The 15,210-nt window shown below is 74.9% G+C and carries 14 protein-coding genes; 7 read left to right on the top strand and 7 right to left on the bottom strand.

All coding sequences use genetic code 11. From position 1 onward, the window contains the following. The first annotated feature begins 157 nt into the window (after positions 1-157). Positions 158-685: a hypothetical protein gene (locus ACU436_RS38885; RefSeq protein ID WP_459032127.1), complete on the top strand. Its 528-nt coding sequence runs from the start codon at positions 158-160 to the stop codon at positions 683-685. Positions 686-1,068: 383 nt separating this feature from the next. On the opposite strand, the gene pheT is transcribed toward ACU436_RS38885, so the two are convergent. The 6 genes from pheT to infC all read right to left on the bottom strand — a co-directional run bounded on the left by pheT (position 1,069) and on the right by infC (position 6,832). Further along, entirely contained in the window at positions 1,069-3,555 is a 2,487-nt protein-coding gene (gene pheT / locus ACU436_RS38880) for a phenylalanine--tRNA ligase subunit beta (protein ID WP_459032126.1), read from the bottom strand. Between the two features lie 22 nt (positions 3,556-3,577). Beyond that, positions 3,578-4,633 carry a phenylalanine--tRNA ligase subunit alpha gene (gene pheS / locus ACU436_RS38875; protein WP_459032125.1) on the bottom strand — a complete coding sequence of 352 codons (1,056 nt, stop codon included), beginning with the start codon at positions 4,631-4,633 and terminating at the stop codon, positions 3,578-3,580. A gap of 50 nt (positions 4,634-4,683) precedes the next feature. Next, the gene (locus ACU436_RS38870) at positions 4,684-5,517 is read right to left on the bottom strand and encodes a TrmH family RNA methyltransferase (protein ID WP_459032153.1); all 834 of its coding nucleotides are present in this window, start codon (positions 5,515-5,517) and stop codon (positions 4,684-4,686) included. Beyond that, positions 5,514-5,891: a 50S ribosomal protein L20 gene (gene rplT, locus ACU436_RS38865; RefSeq protein WP_459032124.1), complete on the bottom strand. Its 378-nt coding sequence runs from the start codon at positions 5,889-5,891 to the stop codon at positions 5,514-5,516. Before rplT ends, ACU436_RS38870 begins: the two co-directional genes overlap by 4 nt. Before the next feature lie 83 nt (positions 5,892-5,974). Beyond that, positions 5,975-6,169 carry a 50S ribosomal protein L35 gene (rpmI, locus tag ACU436_RS38860; RefSeq protein WP_459032123.1) on the bottom strand — a complete coding sequence of 65 codons (195 nt, stop codon included), beginning with the start codon at positions 6,167-6,169 and terminating at the stop codon, positions 5,975-5,977. Between the two features lie 75 nt (positions 6,170-6,244). Then, positions 6,245-6,832 (bottom strand): translation initiation factor IF-3, encoded by a 588-nt coding sequence (infC, locus tag ACU436_RS38855; protein WP_459032152.1) that lies wholly within the window; start codon positions 6,830-6,832, stop codon positions 6,245-6,247. 256 nt (positions 6,833-7,088) lie between these two features. Between infC and ACU436_RS38850 the strand changes: the two genes are divergently transcribed. Further along, positions 7,089-8,057 carry an ATP-binding cassette domain-containing protein gene (locus tag ACU436_RS38850; RefSeq protein WP_459032122.1) on the top strand — a complete coding sequence of 323 codons (969 nt, stop codon included), beginning with the start codon at positions 7,089-7,091 and terminating at the stop codon, positions 8,055-8,057. Next, complete coding sequence (locus ACU436_RS38845) at positions 8,054-8,842, top strand: ABC transporter permease (RefSeq protein ID WP_459032121.1); 789 nt, start codon at positions 8,054-8,056, stop codon at positions 8,840-8,842. The genes ACU436_RS38850 and ACU436_RS38845 overlap by 4 nt, the downstream gene beginning before the upstream one ends. Here the strand turns inward: ACU436_RS38845 and ACU436_RS38840 are convergent. Next, positions 8,824-11,943, bottom strand: coding sequence for a BTAD domain-containing putative transcriptional regulator (locus tag ACU436_RS38840; protein ID WP_459032120.1), 3,120 nt, complete (start codon positions 11,941-11,943; stop codon positions 8,824-8,826). The two genes, ACU436_RS38845 and ACU436_RS38840, sit on opposite strands and share 19 nt — an antisense overlap. Positions 11,944-12,024: 81 nt before the next feature. On the opposite strand from ACU436_RS38840, the gene ACU436_RS38835 reads away from it, so the two are divergent. The 4 genes from ACU436_RS38835 to ACU436_RS38820 are packed head-to-tail and all read left to right on the top strand — an operon-like array spanning position 12,025 to position 15,197. Then, positions 12,025-12,552 carry a hypothetical protein gene (locus tag ACU436_RS38835; protein WP_459032119.1) on the top strand — a complete coding sequence of 176 codons (528 nt, stop codon included), beginning with the start codon at positions 12,025-12,027 and terminating at the stop codon, positions 12,550-12,552. Positions 12,553-12,607: 55 nt separating this feature from the next. Then, complete coding sequence (locus tag ACU436_RS38830; RefSeq protein ID WP_459032118.1) at positions 12,608-13,468, top strand: DUF4097 family beta strand repeat-containing protein; 861 nt, start codon at positions 12,608-12,610, stop codon at positions 13,466-13,468. After that, entirely contained in the window at positions 13,465-14,421 is a 957-nt protein-coding gene (locus ACU436_RS38825; protein ID WP_459032117.1) for an ATP-binding cassette domain-containing protein, read from the top strand. Before ACU436_RS38830 ends, ACU436_RS38825 begins: the two co-directional genes overlap by 4 nt. After that, entirely contained in the window at positions 14,418-15,197 is a 780-nt protein-coding gene (locus ACU436_RS38820) for an ABC transporter permease (protein WP_459032116.1), read from the top strand. Before ACU436_RS38825 ends, ACU436_RS38820 begins: the two co-directional genes overlap by 4 nt. The last annotated feature ends 13 nt before the right edge of the window (positions 15,198-15,210 follow it).

The following is a 15,210-nucleotide window of genomic DNA, read 5'->3' as shown; positions in this document are numbered from 1 at the left end:
TGCGGCTGGTCGTTCCGGGCTTTGCCTCACCGCCTTCGGGAGGGCGCAGGCCGCAACCTCGGAAGGATCATGGCGCTGTGGTCGGCTCGCCGGTGGGCTCGGGTCCAATTGCGCGGAACGGGCCCGGAGAACGGGGGCGGGTCGTTACCGTCGCCCCGTGGAGCGGGCGTGGCGGGCGCGGGTGTGCGCGGTGGTGGCGGCGATAGTGCCGCTCGCCGCGGCGGGATGCACCTCCCTCGTCGCAGGTTCGGCCGGGGCGGTGGGCGCACCCATCGGCGGGCTGGAGGCCGACGTGCTGGCCGACGAGTGCCTACTCACCGCGGCCGAGCTCGGTGAGCTCGTCGACCTCTCGGTGGGGCCGCCGCAGCAGGGCACGGTCGACCGCGGCGATGGGTCGCGCAGCGGCGGCTGCGCGGTCACCGCGGCGTCCGGGCCGGTCGCACTGGTCAACGTGTACGGGGTGCGGTCGGGCTCCCCCGCCGACTACGTCCGGGCCGCCGACACGGACGGGCGGCGGGAGCTACCGGGCGTCGGCACCGGGGCGGCGGTGATCGGCACGGCGGCGGGGCCCACCCTGCAGCTCGCGGGTGAGCAGTATCTGGTCTCGATCCTGGTGACCGGCAGCGCGCCCTCGGACGAGGAGTGGCTCGCCGCCGCCGAGGCGGCGCTCTCGCGCCTGCCGTGACATGAACCGCACATCGAGGGTGTTGGCGAATCGGGCCGCGGCAACCCCGGGCTGCGAGCCCCGGCGGCCCCACTTCACACATGAAGCCGGTCCTGGATGTGTGAAGTCTCGCCGGCACGATGCGCGGCGCCACCGGATGCCCCACCGACCAGACACAGCCCGGGAGGACCGGCACCCGCGACGAACGCACGCGCCACTCCCCATGCGCGCCTTCACACCCTGCCGCCTCACACGGGGCACATCCACCCCACACAACCAGCTGATACCCAGCCGGACGCCGCGCAGCAAGCCCGAGTTGGGCAGGGCGCTCCTAGTGTCCCGAACCGAAAGTCCACCACATAACTCGACGGCCGATTCATGCACCGGACTTCCGGTTCGGGACACTAGGCCCGCAGCTCCGCGGCGTGCCGCTCCGCGGCCATGGCGACGGCGGCGTCGCGGGCGGCGTTCGCCTCCTCGCTGGTCAGGGTGCGGTCGGGGGCGCGGAACCGGAGGGTGAACGCCAGGGACCGGCGCCCGGCGCCGACCTGCTCGCCCGTGTAGACGTCGAAGAGGCGGACGTCCTCGAGGAGGTCGCCGCCGCCGTCGTGCAGGGTGTCGGCGAGGTCGGCGGCGGGCACCGCGGCGGCGGCGACGAGCGCGACGTCGACCGCGATCGGCGGGTACGGGGAGACCTTCGGCGTGGGCCGGTGGTCGGTCAGCGGGATCGCGTCGAGGTCGAGCTCCATGGCGCAGGTGCGTTCCGGCAGCCCGAGCGCCTCGACGACCTTCGGGTGCAGCTCGCCGGCGTGGCCGACGATCCAGTCGCCGACGCGCAGCGCGGCGCACCGGCCGGGGTGGAACGGCGGCAGCGCGGCCGCGGTGACCCGCAGCTCGACGCCCGCCGCCTGCCCGACCAGGCGGGCGGCCTGCACGGCGTCGGCCCAGCCGGCGGCGCGACCCGGTCCCCACCAGCCGCGCTGCTCGCGCTCCCCGGTGAGGACCGCCGCGACGTGCAGCGGCTGCGCCGGCAGGGCGGCCTCGATCTGGGCCAGCTCGGCGTCGGTCGGGCGCCCGGTGACGTCGGGGTCGGGCATCGGCTTCGCCTCGGCGTGCGGCAGCACGACCTGCCCGAGGTGGTACAGCGCGACGGCGGAGGCGCCGCGGGAGCGGTTGCGCACCAGCGTGTCGAGGAGCCCGGGCAGCAGGGTGGTGGCGAGCTCGGCGCGCTCGGCGTCGAGCGGGTTGAGCACGGCCACGGTGCGGCGGCGCACGTCGCCGGCCGGCAACCCGAACGCGTCCCAGGCGGCCGGCCCCACGAACGGGAACGGCTCCACCTCGACGTACCCGGCCTCGGCGAGGGCCCGCGACACGGCACGGCGGCGCTCCTGGCCCCGGGTGAGCCCGCGGCCGGCGGGCGCGGCGGGCAGCACCGACGGGATCGCGTCGTAGCCCTCCAGGCGCAGCACCTCCTCCACCAGGTCGGCGGGCTGCGCGAGGTCCGGCCGCCACGACGGCGGGTGCGCGACGACGCGGGCGCGGCCGTCGTCGCCGGTGACGAGGTCGACGGCGCAGCCGATCTGCGTGAGCCGCCGGACGGTGACGCCCGGCGCGTAGGCGACGCCCGCGACCTGGTCGGGCAGGTTGATCGGCATCCGCACGGGCGTCTGCTCCGGGGCCGCGCCGGCGTCGGTGCGACCGTCGGCGAGGGTGCCGCTGCCGTGCTCGACGAGCAGCTGCGCTGCCCGCTCGGCGGCCACCGGCGGCAGCTGCGGGTCGACCACCCGCTCGAAGCGCTTCGACGCCTCCGAGGGCAGCTTGTGCCGCCGGGCGGCCCGCGCGATCACGGCCTGCTGGAAGTGGGCGGCCTCGATGAGGACGTCGATGCGCCCGTTCTCCCCGGGCCCGGCGATCTCCGTGGACGCACCGCCCATCACCCCGGCGAGCCCGATGGGCCCGGAGTCGTCGGTGATGAGCAGGTCGTCGGGATCGAGGGTGCGTTCGGCGTCGTCGAGGGTGACGAGCTTCTCCCCCGCCTGGGCGCGGCGCACGACGATCGGGCCGGAGACCCGGTTGGCGTCGTAGGCGTGCAGCGGCTGTCCGAGCTCGAGCATCACGTAGTTGGTGACGTCGACGATCAGGGAGATCGGGCGCATCCCGGCGGCGAGGAGCCTGCGCTGCATCCACCACGGCGAGGGCGCGGCGGGGTCGACGCCGTCGACCCGGCGGGCGACGAACCGCGCGCAACCGGGGTCGGGCAGCTCCACCGGCCAGGCGTCGCCGTCGGCGGCCGGCACGGCGATCCGGGCGGCGGGGTCGGCGAAGTCGGCGTCGAGGGAGCCGGCCAGCTCGCGGGCGAGCCCCCGCACGGAGAAGCAGTAGCCGCGGTCCGGGGTGATGGCCAGCTCGACGACCGGGTCGTCGCGCCCGAGCAGCGGGAGCGCGTCGGCGCCGGGCTCGGCCGTGCCGGGCGGGAGCACCATGATCCCGGCGTGGTCGGAGCCGAGGCCGAGCTCGCGCGCGGAGGCGATCATCCCGTCCGAGACGTGCCCGTAGGTCTTGCGCGCCGAGATCGGGAACGGCCCGGGCAGCACGGCGCCCGGCAGCGCGACGACGACGAGGTCGCCCTCGGCGAAGTTGGACGCGCCGCAGATGATCCCGCGCGCCTCCGCCTCCCCGACGTCCACCTGGCACCAGCGGATCGGCTTCTTCAGGCCTTCGAGGACCTCGAACGCCCGCACCCGGCCGACGAGGATCGGGCCGGTCAGCTCCGGGGGCTCGTGGACTTCCTCGATCTCCAGCCCGACGCGCACGAACGCCTCGGCGGTCTCGTCGGCCGGTGGGGTGGCCTCGCCGATGTGCTCGGCGAGCCAGGACAGCGGAACACGCACTCTTTCGCCCTCCCGGGCCGATTCAGACGCCGAACGCGCGGCTGAACCGCACGTCGCCCTCGACCATGTCGCGCATGTCGGGGATGCCGTTGCGGAACTGGAGCGTGCGCTCCAGCCCCATGCCGAACGCGAACCCGGAGTGCACCTCCGGGTCGATCCCGCAGGCACGCAGGACGTTGGGGTTGACCATGCCGCAGCCGCCCCACTCGACCCAGCCGGCCCCGCCCTTCTTCTCCGGGAACCAGACGTCGACCTCGGCGGACGGCTCGGTGAACGGGAAGAACGACGGCCGCAGCCGGGTGCGCGACTCCGCGCCGAACATGGCGCGGGCGAACGCGTCGAGGGTGCCCTTGAGGTGGGCCATCGTGATCCCGCGGTCGACGGCGAGGCCCTCGACCTGGTGGAACACCGGCGTGTGGGTGGCGTCGAGGGCGTCGGTGCGGAACGTGCGGCCCGGGCAGACGACGTACACCGGCAGCTCGCGCTCCAGCAGTGCCCGGATCTGCACCGGCGAGGTGTGGGTGCGCAGGACGGTGCCCGCATGCTCGGAGTCACCCAGGTAGAAGGTGTCCTGCATCGTGCGGGCCGGGTGGTCCTTGCCGAAGTTCAGCGCGTCGAAGTTGAGCCAGGACGACTCGACCTCGGGGCCCTCGGCCACCTCCCAGCCCATCGCGACGAACACGTCGGCGATGTGCTCGGCGACCTGCGTGATGGGGTGCCGGGCGCCGCGCGGGACGCGGTCCCAGGGCAGCGTGACGTCGACGGCCTCCTCGGCGAGCACCCGCGCGTCGCGCTCCTCGACGAGCACGGCGCGGCGGGCGTCGAACGCCTCCTGCGCCTGCTGCCGCGCGGCGTTGACGCGCTTGCCGGCGTCGGCGCGGTCCGGGCCGGGCAGCGAGCCGAGCTCGCGGCGGGCGAGGAGGATCGGGGCGCGGTCGCCCAGGTGCGCCGGGCGCACGGCGGCGAGCTCCGCGAGGTCGGACGCCTCGGCGAAGGCCCGCTCCGCGGCCGCGAGGGCAGCCTTCAGCGCGTCGGGGTCCAGCAAGCCGGGTACGTCGAGGTCCGTGCTCTCACTCATGGTGTTGCCGATCCTAACTGCGCCGCTACTGACGGCGACGTGCGACGGTCCTACCCACGACGATCCTCACGGCGGCGCGCAGCGGCACTCGCGTAGAGGCAGACGGCGGCCGCGGTGGCCAGGTTCAGGCTCTCCGCGCGGCCGTGGATGGGGATGCGGACGCGGTGGTCGGCGCGCGCCGCGAGGTCGGCGGGCACGCCGTGCGTCTCCCCGCCGAAGACCCAGGCCACCGGACCGGCGAGCACCGGTCGGGCGGCGGGTTCGTGCAGGTCCAGCTCGCCCGCCGCGTCGGCGGCGAGCAGGGTGAGCCCGGCGGCGGCGCAGGCGTCCAGCACGGCGGCGGCGGCGCGGTCGCGCGCGAGCGGCAGGTGGAAGACGCTGCCGGTGGAGGCGCGCACGGCCTTGCCGTTGTGCGGGTCGACGGTGTCGCCTGCGAGCAGCACGGCCTCGGCGCCCGCGGCGTCGGCCACCCGGATCACGGTGCCCGCGTTGCCGGGGTCGGCGATGCCGGCGCAGACCGCCACCAACGACGGCCGCTCGCCGAGGGCGGCCGCGACGGGCACGTCGAGCAGGTCGCACACCGCCACGAGGCCCTGCGGGGTGACGGTGTCGGCCAGCGACTCGGCGGCCCGGTCGGTCACGGGGCTGATCCGCGCGCCCACCTCGGCCGCGGCCGCGACCAGGTCGGGATGCCGGTCGGCGGCCGTCGCCGTGACGAACAGCTCGCGCACCCGGGCGTAGCGGACGGCCTCGCGGACCGCCTGCGCCCCCTCCACGAGGAACCGCCCGGCCCGATCACGGCCCGCGCGCCGCAGCAGCTTGCGGGCTGCGACGACGCGCGGGGTTCGTTCGGTGCCGGGCGGCTCGGCCTGAACTGCGATCAGGCGGCGCTCCCGTTCTGGGAGGGCACGTTGGCGCGGGCGAGCTCGACGAGCGCGGTGAACGCGGCCGGGTCGCTGATGGCGATCTCCGAAAGGATCTTGCGGTCGACCTCGACACCCGCGGCCTTGATGCCCTGGATGAAGCGGTTGTACGTCATGCCGTTGGCGCGGGCGGCTGCGTTGATCCGGGTGATCCACAGCTGCCGGAAGTCGCCCTTCTTGGCACGGCGGTCGCGGTAGGCGTAGTTCAGCGAGTGGAGCATCTGCTCCTTCGCCTTGCGGTAGAGGCGCGACCGCTGCCCGCGGTAGCCGCTGGCCAGCTCGAGGGTGGCGCGGCGCTTCTTCTGAGCGTTGACCGCGCGCTTCACGCGTGCCATGAGGGTGTTCCTTAATGTCGGCCGGCAGCGGGTTGGCCGCGCCGGTCAGGCGGGAGGGGAGGTCGGTGCCGTCGGCGCAGCCGTCAGCGGCCGAGCATCTTCTTGACGCGCTTCACGTCGGCCTTGTTCACCGGCACGACGCGGGACAGGTCGCGCGTCTCCTTGCTCGACTTGACCTCGAGGCGGTGCCGCAGGCCGGTCTGCTGGCGCAGCAGCTTGCCCCGGCCGGTGACCTTGACCCGCTTTGCGATCCCGCTGTGCGTCTTGTTCTTGGGCATGGCAGTTCCGTTCACCGTTGACGCCCCCTGGGGCAGGGGCGTCGAGCTTGTCGTACTGGGCGGTCCGTGGAGCAGTCAGCCCTCCGGCACGTCCGCCGGCCCCGCTGCGGGGGTGGTGACACGCGGGCGGGGGGCCGGCTTCTTGTTCGGAGCGATCACCATCGTCATGTTCCGCCCGTCCTGCTTGGGTGCGGCCTCGACCGTACCCAGCTCCGCCACGTCCTCTGCGAGGCGCTGGAGCAGCCGGAAGCCCAGCTCGGGGCGGGACTGCTCGCGGCCGCGGAACATGATCGTGACCTTGACCTTGTTGCCACCCTCGAGGAAGCGCACGACGTTGCGCTTCTTGGTCTCGTAGTCGTGGGTGTCGATCTTCGGCCGGAGCTTCTGCTCCTTGATCGTGGTGAGCTGCTGGTTGCGGCGGGACTCCCTGGCCTTCTGCGCGCTCTCGTACTTGAACTTGCCGTAGTCCATGAGCTTGCAGACCGGCGGGCGGGCCTGGGCCGCGACCTCGACGAGGTCGAGCTCGGCCTCCTGCGCGAGCCGCAGGGCGTCCTCGATGCGCACGATGCCGACCTGCTCCCCGTTCGGCCCGACCAGGCGGACCTCGGGAACGCGGATGCGGTCGTTGATGCGCGTCTCTGTGCTGATGGGGTCTCCTCGTATCGACGTCGTAGGGCGCGACGGAGCGAAGACCCGTGATACACCGGTGGAGGCCTGGTGGCTCACCGGCGGACCGGACCCGGTCACCTTCGAGGTGGCGGGTGGGAGCGGGGCTCCGCTTGTCGCCCTGACACGCAGCACAACGCGCGACAGGGTGGTCGCATTCCGGAGGGTACCAGGGTCGGTGCGCCCCGCGCCCACCCGGTTCTGTCAGCGGAATGTCGCCGGGCTGTCAGCGAGGTCCCGCAGTCTCGTCGCCATGGAACCAGTCATCCAGGCCGAGGGCCTGGTGAAGAACTTCACGGGGACGACCGCGCTCGACGGCGTCGGCTTCTCCGCCCGCCGAGGCACCGTGCTCGGCCTGCTCGGCCCGAACGGCTCCGGCAAGACCACGTCCGTGCGGGTGCTGACCACCCTCCTGCGCCCCGACGGCGGGCGCGCCCGCATCCTCGGCCGTGACGTCGTGCACGACGCCCCGAGCGTGCGCCGGCTGATCGGGCTCACCGGCCAGTACGCGGCCGTCGACGAGGCGCTGACCGGCACCGACAACCTCGTGCTCGTCGGGCGCCTGCTCGACCTGCCGCGCCGCGCCGCCCGGGCCAGGGCGGCCGAGCTGATCGAGCGGTTCGGCCTCACCGAGGCCGCGGGACGGCTCGTGCGCACCTACTCGGGCGGCATGCGCCGCCGGCTCGACCTCGCCGTCAGCCTCGTCGGCCGGCCCGAGGTGCTGTTCCTCGACGAACCGACCACGGGGCTCGACCCGCGGCACCGCGGCGAGGTGTGGGACGCGGTCCGCACGCTCGTCGCCGACGGCGTCACGGTGCTGCTCACCACGCAGTACCTGGAGGAGGCCGACCAGCTCGCCGACGACCTCGTCGTGCTCGACCGCGGCCGCGTGATCGCCGCCGGCACCCCGGCCACGCTGAAGGCCGAGGTCGGGGGCCAGCGGCTGCACGTCCGGCCGCTGCACCGCGAGGACCTGCCCCGCGTCGCCGCGCTCCTCGCCGAGACCGCCCCGGGCACGCTGCCGAGCAGCGACTCCGTGGGCGAGCTGATCGTGCCGGGCGGCGGGCCGGGCCTGCTGCACCGGCTCGGCCTGCGGCTGGACGAGGCCGGCATCGCGGTCGCCGAGCTGGGCCTGCGGCTGCCGAGCCTGGACGACGTCTTCCTGACCCTGACCGGGAACGCCCCGAGTCCGGCCCTCGACGAGCAGGAGGTGGCGGCATGACGACCGTCATCGAGGCGGCACCCGCCCTCCCGGCGAACCTCCGGCACAGCGCGGCGCTCGCCCGCCGCGGGATCGTCAAGACGATCCACTCGCCGGAGGCACTGCTCGACGTCACCCTGCAACCGGTGATCTTCCTCCTGCTGTTCGTCTACGTCTTCGGCGGCGCGATCTCCGGGGACACGCAGACGTACCTGCAGTTCGCGCTCCCCGGCGTGCTCGTGCAGACGTTCGTGTTCGCATCCGCCGGCACCGGCGTGGCGCTCGCCGACGACCTGAACAGCGGGATCTTCGACCGGTTCCGCAGCCTCCCGATCGCGCGGTCGGCCCCGCTGGTGGGGGCGATCGCGGCCGACCTCGTCCGGTACCTCACGTCCGGGCTGATCATGCTCGTGCTCGGGGTGGTCCTCGGGTTCCGGTTCGGCACCGGCCCGGTCGCCGTGATCGCGGCGCTCTGCCTGGTCACGGTGTTCGCGTTCGCGCTCTGCTGGGTGTTCACCGCGCTCGCCATGGTGGTCCGGCAGCCGCGATCGGTGCAGGGGCTCGGCGCATTGATCATGCTGCCGATCACCTTCGGCAGCAACGTGTTCGTCCCGGCCGAGACGATGCCGTGGTGGCTCCGCGCGTTCGTCGAGGTCAACCCGGTGTCGAAGCTGTCGGACGCCGTGCGCGGGCTGCTGACCGGCGGGCCGGTCGCCGGTCCGGCGACGGCGGCGCTGGTCGCGTCCGCGGTGATCGTCGCGATCTTCGCGCCGCTGGCGGTGGTCCTCTACCAGCGGCGGACCTGAGCGCGGTGCGGGGCCACCGGCCCGCCCACGTACGCGACGAGGGCGGCGAGGCCCTCGTCGCGGGGCAGCTCTTGGCCGCGCCGCACCTCCTCGTCGACGGCGGGGCCGAGCGCGGCGCGGGCGCGGTCGTACGCGTCCAGCACCTCCGGGTTGCCGAGGTCGACCGCCCCGCGCTGCGCTGCGGCGACGCCGAGCAGCCGCGCCGCCGTCGCGGCGTCACCGTCGTCCAGCGCGAGTGCCGCGGCCACCTCGGCGACCACCGCGACCACCGGCCCGTCGGCCGCCTCCGCCGCGGCCTCGGCGGCGTCCGCGAGATGGGCCCGCGCTGCGGTCCGGCCGCCGGCCGCCAGCTCGATCGAGGCCTCCGCCGTGGCCCGGGCCGCCGCCCGGTGCGGCCGGTCGACGCCGGCGGTCGTGCCCGCGCCCGCGAGATGGCGCCGGGCCTCCTCGAGGTTCCCGGCCAGCCGCTCGACGTGGGCGAGCGAGATCGACAACGCGCCGTCGTTCCCGGGCGTGGCCGACGGGAGGGCGAGCGCCTCCTGCAGGCAGGCGCGGGCGGCGTCGAGATCGCCGCGCCGCGCCGCGAGCATCCCGCGGCGGCCGAGGAACAGCGGCAGGTCGTCGTCGTTGCCCAGCTCCATGGCGAGCGCGATCGACTCGTCGTAGGCCCGCTCCGCCGCGTCGTGCTGGCCCGCGATGTCCTCGAGCTCGCCGAGCGAGTGGACGGCCATCCCGAGACCGAAACGATCACCGACGGTGCGGAACTCCTCGTGGGCCGCGCGCAGCTGGCGCCGCTCCTCGTCGACGCGGCCGTCGTTCTCGGCGACCATCGCCAGCATGTGGTGGGCGAAGCCGCGCACCCACGGATCGCCGGACTCCACGGCCAGGCGTTCGACGTCCGCGCCGTCGGCCCCGCCGAACAGCGCGAAGCACGGCCTGGCCAGTTCGAGCAGCGGTGGCAGCGGGCTGGGCAGCTCGCGGCACAGGTCGATCGCGCTGTCGATCTCGCCCCGCACCGCCGCGAAGTCGCGCCGGGACGTTCGGACGAGCGCCATGTGCGCGTGGTTGAGCGCCCGGGCCCGGGCCGGGACCGGGCCGTCCATCGCGTGGAGGGCGTCGAGCCACCGCGTCAGGTCGTCGAACAGCCCGCGGATGACCCACGACCACGCCATGGCGGCCACCACCCGGTGGGCCGTCGCCGTGTCCCCCGCCACGACCGCGCGTTGCAGGGCGACGTCGATCTCGTCGGCCTCGGCGCGCAGCCGGGCGAGCCACGGCAGCTGGTCGGCGCCGCGGAGGTGCGCCTCCGCCGTCTCGGCGAGATCGACGAGCACCGCGAGGTGCGCGGCCTCGGCGGCGCCGCGCTCCCCCGCCTCGTCGAGGCGCTCGCCCGCGTACTCGCGGATCGTCTCTAGCATCCGGTAGCGGGTCGGCGCGCCGTGGGGCTGCGGGACGGCGACCACGATCGACTTGTCGACGAGCGACGCGAGCAGCTCGAACACGTCACCGGCCACGGGCGGACCGGCGCAGACGCGCTCGGCGGCCGCGGCCGTGGCACCGCCGGCGAACGCCGCGAGCCGCCGGGCCACGGCCCGCTCCGGCTCGCCGAGCAGGTCCCAGCTCCAGTCGACCACCGCCCGCAGCGTCTGGTGCCGCGGAAGGGCCGTGCGCGCACCGGACGTCAGCAGCCGGAACCGGTCGTCGAGGCGCGCGGCGATCTCGGCGGGGGACAGCGTGCGCAGCCGCGCGGCGGCCAGCTCGATCGGCAACGGCTGGCCGTCGAGCCTGCGGCAGATCTCGGCCACGGCCGGCGCCACGTCCGGGGTGAGGGCGAACCCGGGCCGCACGGCGGCGGCGCGGTCGACGAACAGGTGCGTGGCGTCGGCCGGGGTGAGCGCGTCGACGGGGTGCAGCACCTCGCCCACGACGCCGAGCGGCTCCCGGCTCGTCGCCAGCACCCGCAGGGTGGGGCAGGCGTGCAGCAGCGACTCCGCGAGGGCGGCGACCGCGTCGACGAGGTGCTCGCAGTTGTCCAGCACCAGCACGACCCGGCGCCCGGTCAGCGTCGCGACGAGCCGGGCCGTCGTGTCCGGTTCGGCCCCGTCGCCGGAGCCGACCAGTAGCTCCGGCTCACCCACCGCGGCGAGCAGGGCCGCCGGCAGCTGGTGGGCGTCGGTCAGCGCGGCGAGCTCGGCCAGCCGGGACTCGTCCACCCGGCCGCCGACCGCCTCTCGCGCCAGCCGGGTCTTGCCCGCGCCACCGGGCCCGATGAGCGTGACGAGCCGGCCGGTGGCGAGGAGCTCGCAGAGCCGCTCCACGTCGCGCTCGCGCCCGACGAAGCTGGTCAGTGCGGGAACCGGCACCGGACGGCGCACCGGGCCCGCGGCGCCACGCAGGACGCCGAGCCGGGCGTCCTCGAGCTCGGCCCCCGGGTCGACCCCCAGCTCCTCGGTGAGGCTCAGCCGGGTGCGGTCCAGCACCGCGAGCGCGTCGGCCTGGCGGCCTGCGGCGTGCAGCACCCGGGCCAGCACCGCGGCGGTGGTCTCGCGCAGCGGCGCGGCGTCCAGCTGGGCGGTGAGCGCGTCGATCTCCTGGCCCGGTTCGCCGAGCAGCAGCGCCCGCCGCGCCCGCTCCTCGACGGCCGCCGCCCGGCGCTCGGTCAGCCGGTGCGCCGCGGGTTCGGCGAAGGGCAGCTCCCGCACGTCGGCGAGCGCGTGGCCACGCCACAGGCCGAGCGCCTGCCCGAGCAGCGCGTGGCCGGTGCGCGGGTCGCCCGCCCCGCTCGCGGCGCCGGCCAGGGCGTCGAACCGCGCGGCGTCCACGGCGTCCGCCGGCACGTCGAGGCGGTAGCCCCCGGCGACGGTGGCGACGAGGTCCGGTCCGATGGCGCGGCGCAGCCGGGACACCAGTGCCTGCAGCGCGTTGGCGGCGCTGCCGGGCGGGGCGTCGCCCCACAGCGCGTCGACGAGCGCCGCCACCGGGACGGTCCGTCCGGCGTCGAGCGCGAGCCGGGCCAGCAGCCCGCGCACGCGCAGGCCAGCGAGCGGGACGGCGGCGCCGTCCCGCCGCGCCTCGACGGCGCCCAGCAGCCCGATCAACACGAGGCCCAAGTCTGCCCCGACACCACCTGTGGCACCACACCCTCCTTGACTTGGCACCATTGTGATGCCATTCTGGCTCCCATGGACCTGACGCCCCACGTGGAGCGGCTGCGCTACGAGCTCGGGATCGCCGCGGCCGCGGGCGGCGAGGACGCGCACGCGCTCGCCGAGCGGCTCACCGCCCCGCTGGAGTCCGCCGTCCGGCTGGTGCTGCTGGAAGCCCTGTCCGAGGCCGCCGACGAGATCACCCGGGAGCTGGCGCCCGGCTCGGTCGAGATACGGCTGCGCGGGCGGGAGCCCGGCTTCGCCGTCACCCCGGCCCCGGCGGACGACGCGGGCGCCGCCCCCGACCACGACGCCGCCGGCACCACGGGGGGTGGCGCCGGCGGCGCGGCGCCACCCGATCTCGACGACGGCGCGATGACCCGGATCAACCTCCGGCTGCCCGACACCCTCAAGGCCCGGGTCGAGGAGGCCGCCGGCAAGGAGCGCCTCTCGGTGAACGCGTGGCTGGTCCGGGCCGCATCGGCGGCGCTCATCCCGGACGCACCCCAGCCGCCGCCCCGCACCATGCGCGGGGGCCAGAGCCTCACCGGCTGGGTCCGCTGACCTCTGCCCGTACCCGGGCCCCACATCCACAACTCCGACGCAGGAGGGCTTTGCCATGCCCACGTTCGCCACCCCGGAGCCGATCACGCTCGCCCTCGCCCTCACCGTCGCCGACATCCGGCTGCGGGCGAGCGAACGCACCGACACCGTGCTCACCATCGGACCGCGCGACCCGTCCAACGCCAAGGACGTCGAGCTCGCGGCACGGACCAGGACCGAGTTCGCCGACGGTCGCCTGGAGATCCACGCTCCGCAGCCGTGGCGCGTGCTCGGCCCGTCCCGCAACGCCGGGGCGCTCGACATCGAGATCGAGCTGCCCGCGGGCTCCGCGGTGCACGGCGAGGCGTGGATCGCCGACCTGCACACCACGGGCGAACTCGGGCGTTGTCACTTCACCACCTCGATGGGCGACCTCACCGTCGACCGCACCGGTCCCGCGAAGCTGAGCACGAACAGCCGGGTGACCGCACGCCGCATCGGCGGGGCCGCCGAGATCAAGTCCGCGGGTGCCGTGCGCATCGACGAGATCGGCGGCACCACGACGATCAAGAACCTCAACGGCACCACCCAGGTCGGCCGTGTCGAGGGCGACCTCACCTGCCGGTCCGCGAACGGCGACATCACCATCGACACGGCGCTGGCCGCCGTCACGGCCACCACCTCCAACGGCGGCATCCTCGTCGAGGAGATCGTGCGCGGTGACATCTCGCTCAAGACGGCCAACGGCCACGTCGAGATCGGCATCCGCCCCGGCACGGCCGCGCGGCTGGACGTGCACACGAAGTTCGGCCGGGTCCGCAACGGCCTCGATGCGGCCGACGGCCCGGGCGAGTCCGACGAGGTCGCGACCGTCAGCACCCGCACCTCCGTCGGCGACATCGTCATCCGGCGCCCCGACTCGCACCGCACCCGATGAGGAGCCCAGGCGTGCCTGCGATCACCGTGCGCGGCCTGCGAAAGGCCTACGGCGAGAAGGTCGTGCTCACCGGCCTGGACCTCGACGTCCCGACCGGATCGATCCTCGCGCTCCTCGGGCCGAACGGCGCCGGCAAGACCACCACCGTCAACATCCTCTCGACGCTGGTCCCCGCGGACGGCGGGAGCGCGCGCGTCGCGGGCCACGACCCGGCCACGGACCCCGACGCGGTGCGCGCGGCGATCGGCGTCACGGGTCAGTTCTCCGCCGTCGACGGCCTGCTCACCGGCGAGGAGAACCTCGTCCTGATGGCCGACCTCCACCACCTGCCCCGGGCCGAGGGCCGGCGCCGGGCCGGCGACCTGCTCGAGCGCTTCGACCTGGTCGAGGCCGCGCCCAGGCCGGCGGCCACCTACTCCGGCGGCATGCGCCGCCGCCTCGACCTCGCCATGGGTCTCGTCGGCCGCCCGCGGGTGCTCTTCCTCGACGAGCCGACCACCGGACTCGACCCGCGCAGCAGGCGCGCGCTGTGGGACATGATCCGCGAGCTCGCCGCCACCGGCGTCACGGTCCTGCTCACCACGCAGTACCTGGAGGAGGCCGACCAGCTCGCCGACCGCATCGCGGTGCTCGACCACGGCCGGATCGTCGCGGCCGGCACGGCCGACGAGCTAAAGAGCCTCGTGCCCGGCGGCCACGTCCGGCTGACCTTCCCCGACGCCGCCCGGTTCGACGCGGCCGCCCGCGTGCTCATAGGCGCTGCCCGGGACGACGCCGCGCTGGCCCTGCAGGTCGCCAGCGGCGGGACCGCCCACGAGATCCGCGACCTGCTGGACGAGCTGGACCGCCGCGGCCTCGCCGTCGACCGGCTGACCGTGCACACCCCCGACCTCGACGACGTGTTCCTCGCCCTCACCGGGCGCCCGACGCCGGAGGAGGCGATCTCCCGATGACCACCGCTCTCGCCGGTCACCCGCTGCGCGACTGCACCACCATGCTGCGCCGCCAGCTACGGCACCTGCAGCGCTACCCGTCGATGACGCTGATGCTCGTCGGGATGCCGGTGATCTTCCTGCTGCTGTTCGTCTACGTCCTCGGCGGCACGCTGGGCGCCGGGCTCGGCGGCGACCGCGGTGACTACGCCACCTACGTCACCCCGGGGATCCTGCTCATGACGGTGGGCACCGCCGTGAGCGGCACCGCCGTCTCGGTGGCGACGGACATGACCGAGGGCATCATCGCCCGGTTCCGCACGATGGCGATCTTCCGGCCGTCGGTGCTGACCGGGCACGTGCTGGGCAGCATGGTCCAGACGATGCTGTCGGTCCTCGTGGTCGCCGGCGTCGCGGTCCTGGTGGGGTTCCGCCCGACCGCGGGCGTCGGCGGGTGGCTCGCCGCGCTCGGCATGATCGCCGTCTTCTCGTTCGCCCTGATCTGGCTCGGCGTCGCGCTCGGCATGAGCGCGGGCAGCGTCGAGACCGCGAGCAACACACCCATGCCGCTCATGCTGCTGCCGTTCCTCGGCAGCGGGTTCGTGCCCACCGGCTCCATGCCGGCCGGGCTGGGCTGGTTCGCCGAGTACCAGCCGTTCACGCCGGTGATCGAGACCGTGCGCGGCCTGCTCATGGGCACGCCGGTCGGCGCGAACGCCGTCGCAACGCTCCTCTGGAGCGCCGCCATCGCGTGCGGCAGCTACGCCTGGGCGATCCGCCGCTACAACCGCCGCTGAACGGAGCACCGAC

Source organism: Pseudonocardia wallangbongensis (assembly GCF_054486945.1).
Note: the sequence above shows the minus strand (reverse complement) of the source record. Positions and strands in the feature narration are given on the sequence as shown.

Excerpts from the sequence above, each read along its gene's own strand:
- ACU436_RS38835 (WP_459032119.1), top strand. The coding sequence starts at position 12,025 with ATGGACCTGACGCCCCACGTGGAGCGGCTGCGCTACGAGCTCGGGATC.
- rpmI (WP_459032123.1), bottom strand. The coding sequence starts at position 6,169 with ATGCCCAAGAACAAGACGCACAGCGGGATCGCAAAGCGGGTCAAGGTC.
- ACU436_RS38825 (WP_459032117.1), top strand. The coding sequence starts at position 13,465 with ATGAGGAGCCCAGGCGTGCCTGCGATCACCGTGCGCGGCCTGCGAAAG.
- ACU436_RS38850 (WP_459032122.1), top strand. The coding sequence starts at position 7,089 with ATGGAACCAGTCATCCAGGCCGAGGGCCTGGTGAAGAACTTCACGGGG.
- pheS (WP_459032125.1), bottom strand. The coding sequence starts at position 4,633 with ATGAGTGAGAGCACGGACCTCGACGTACCCGGCTTGCTGGACCCCGAC.
- ACU436_RS38845 (WP_459032121.1), top strand. The coding sequence starts at position 8,054 with ATGACGACCGTCATCGAGGCGGCACCCGCCCTCCCGGCGAACCTCCGG.
- ACU436_RS38830 (WP_459032118.1), top strand. The coding sequence starts at position 12,608 with ATGCCCACGTTCGCCACCCCGGAGCCGATCACGCTCGCCCTCGCCCTC.
- rplT (WP_459032124.1), bottom strand. The coding sequence starts at position 5,891 with ATGGCACGCGTGAAGCGCGCGGTCAACGCTCAGAAGAAGCGCCGCGCC.
- ACU436_RS38820 (WP_459032116.1), top strand. The coding sequence starts at position 14,418 with ATGACCACCGCTCTCGCCGGTCACCCGCTGCGCGACTGCACCACCATG.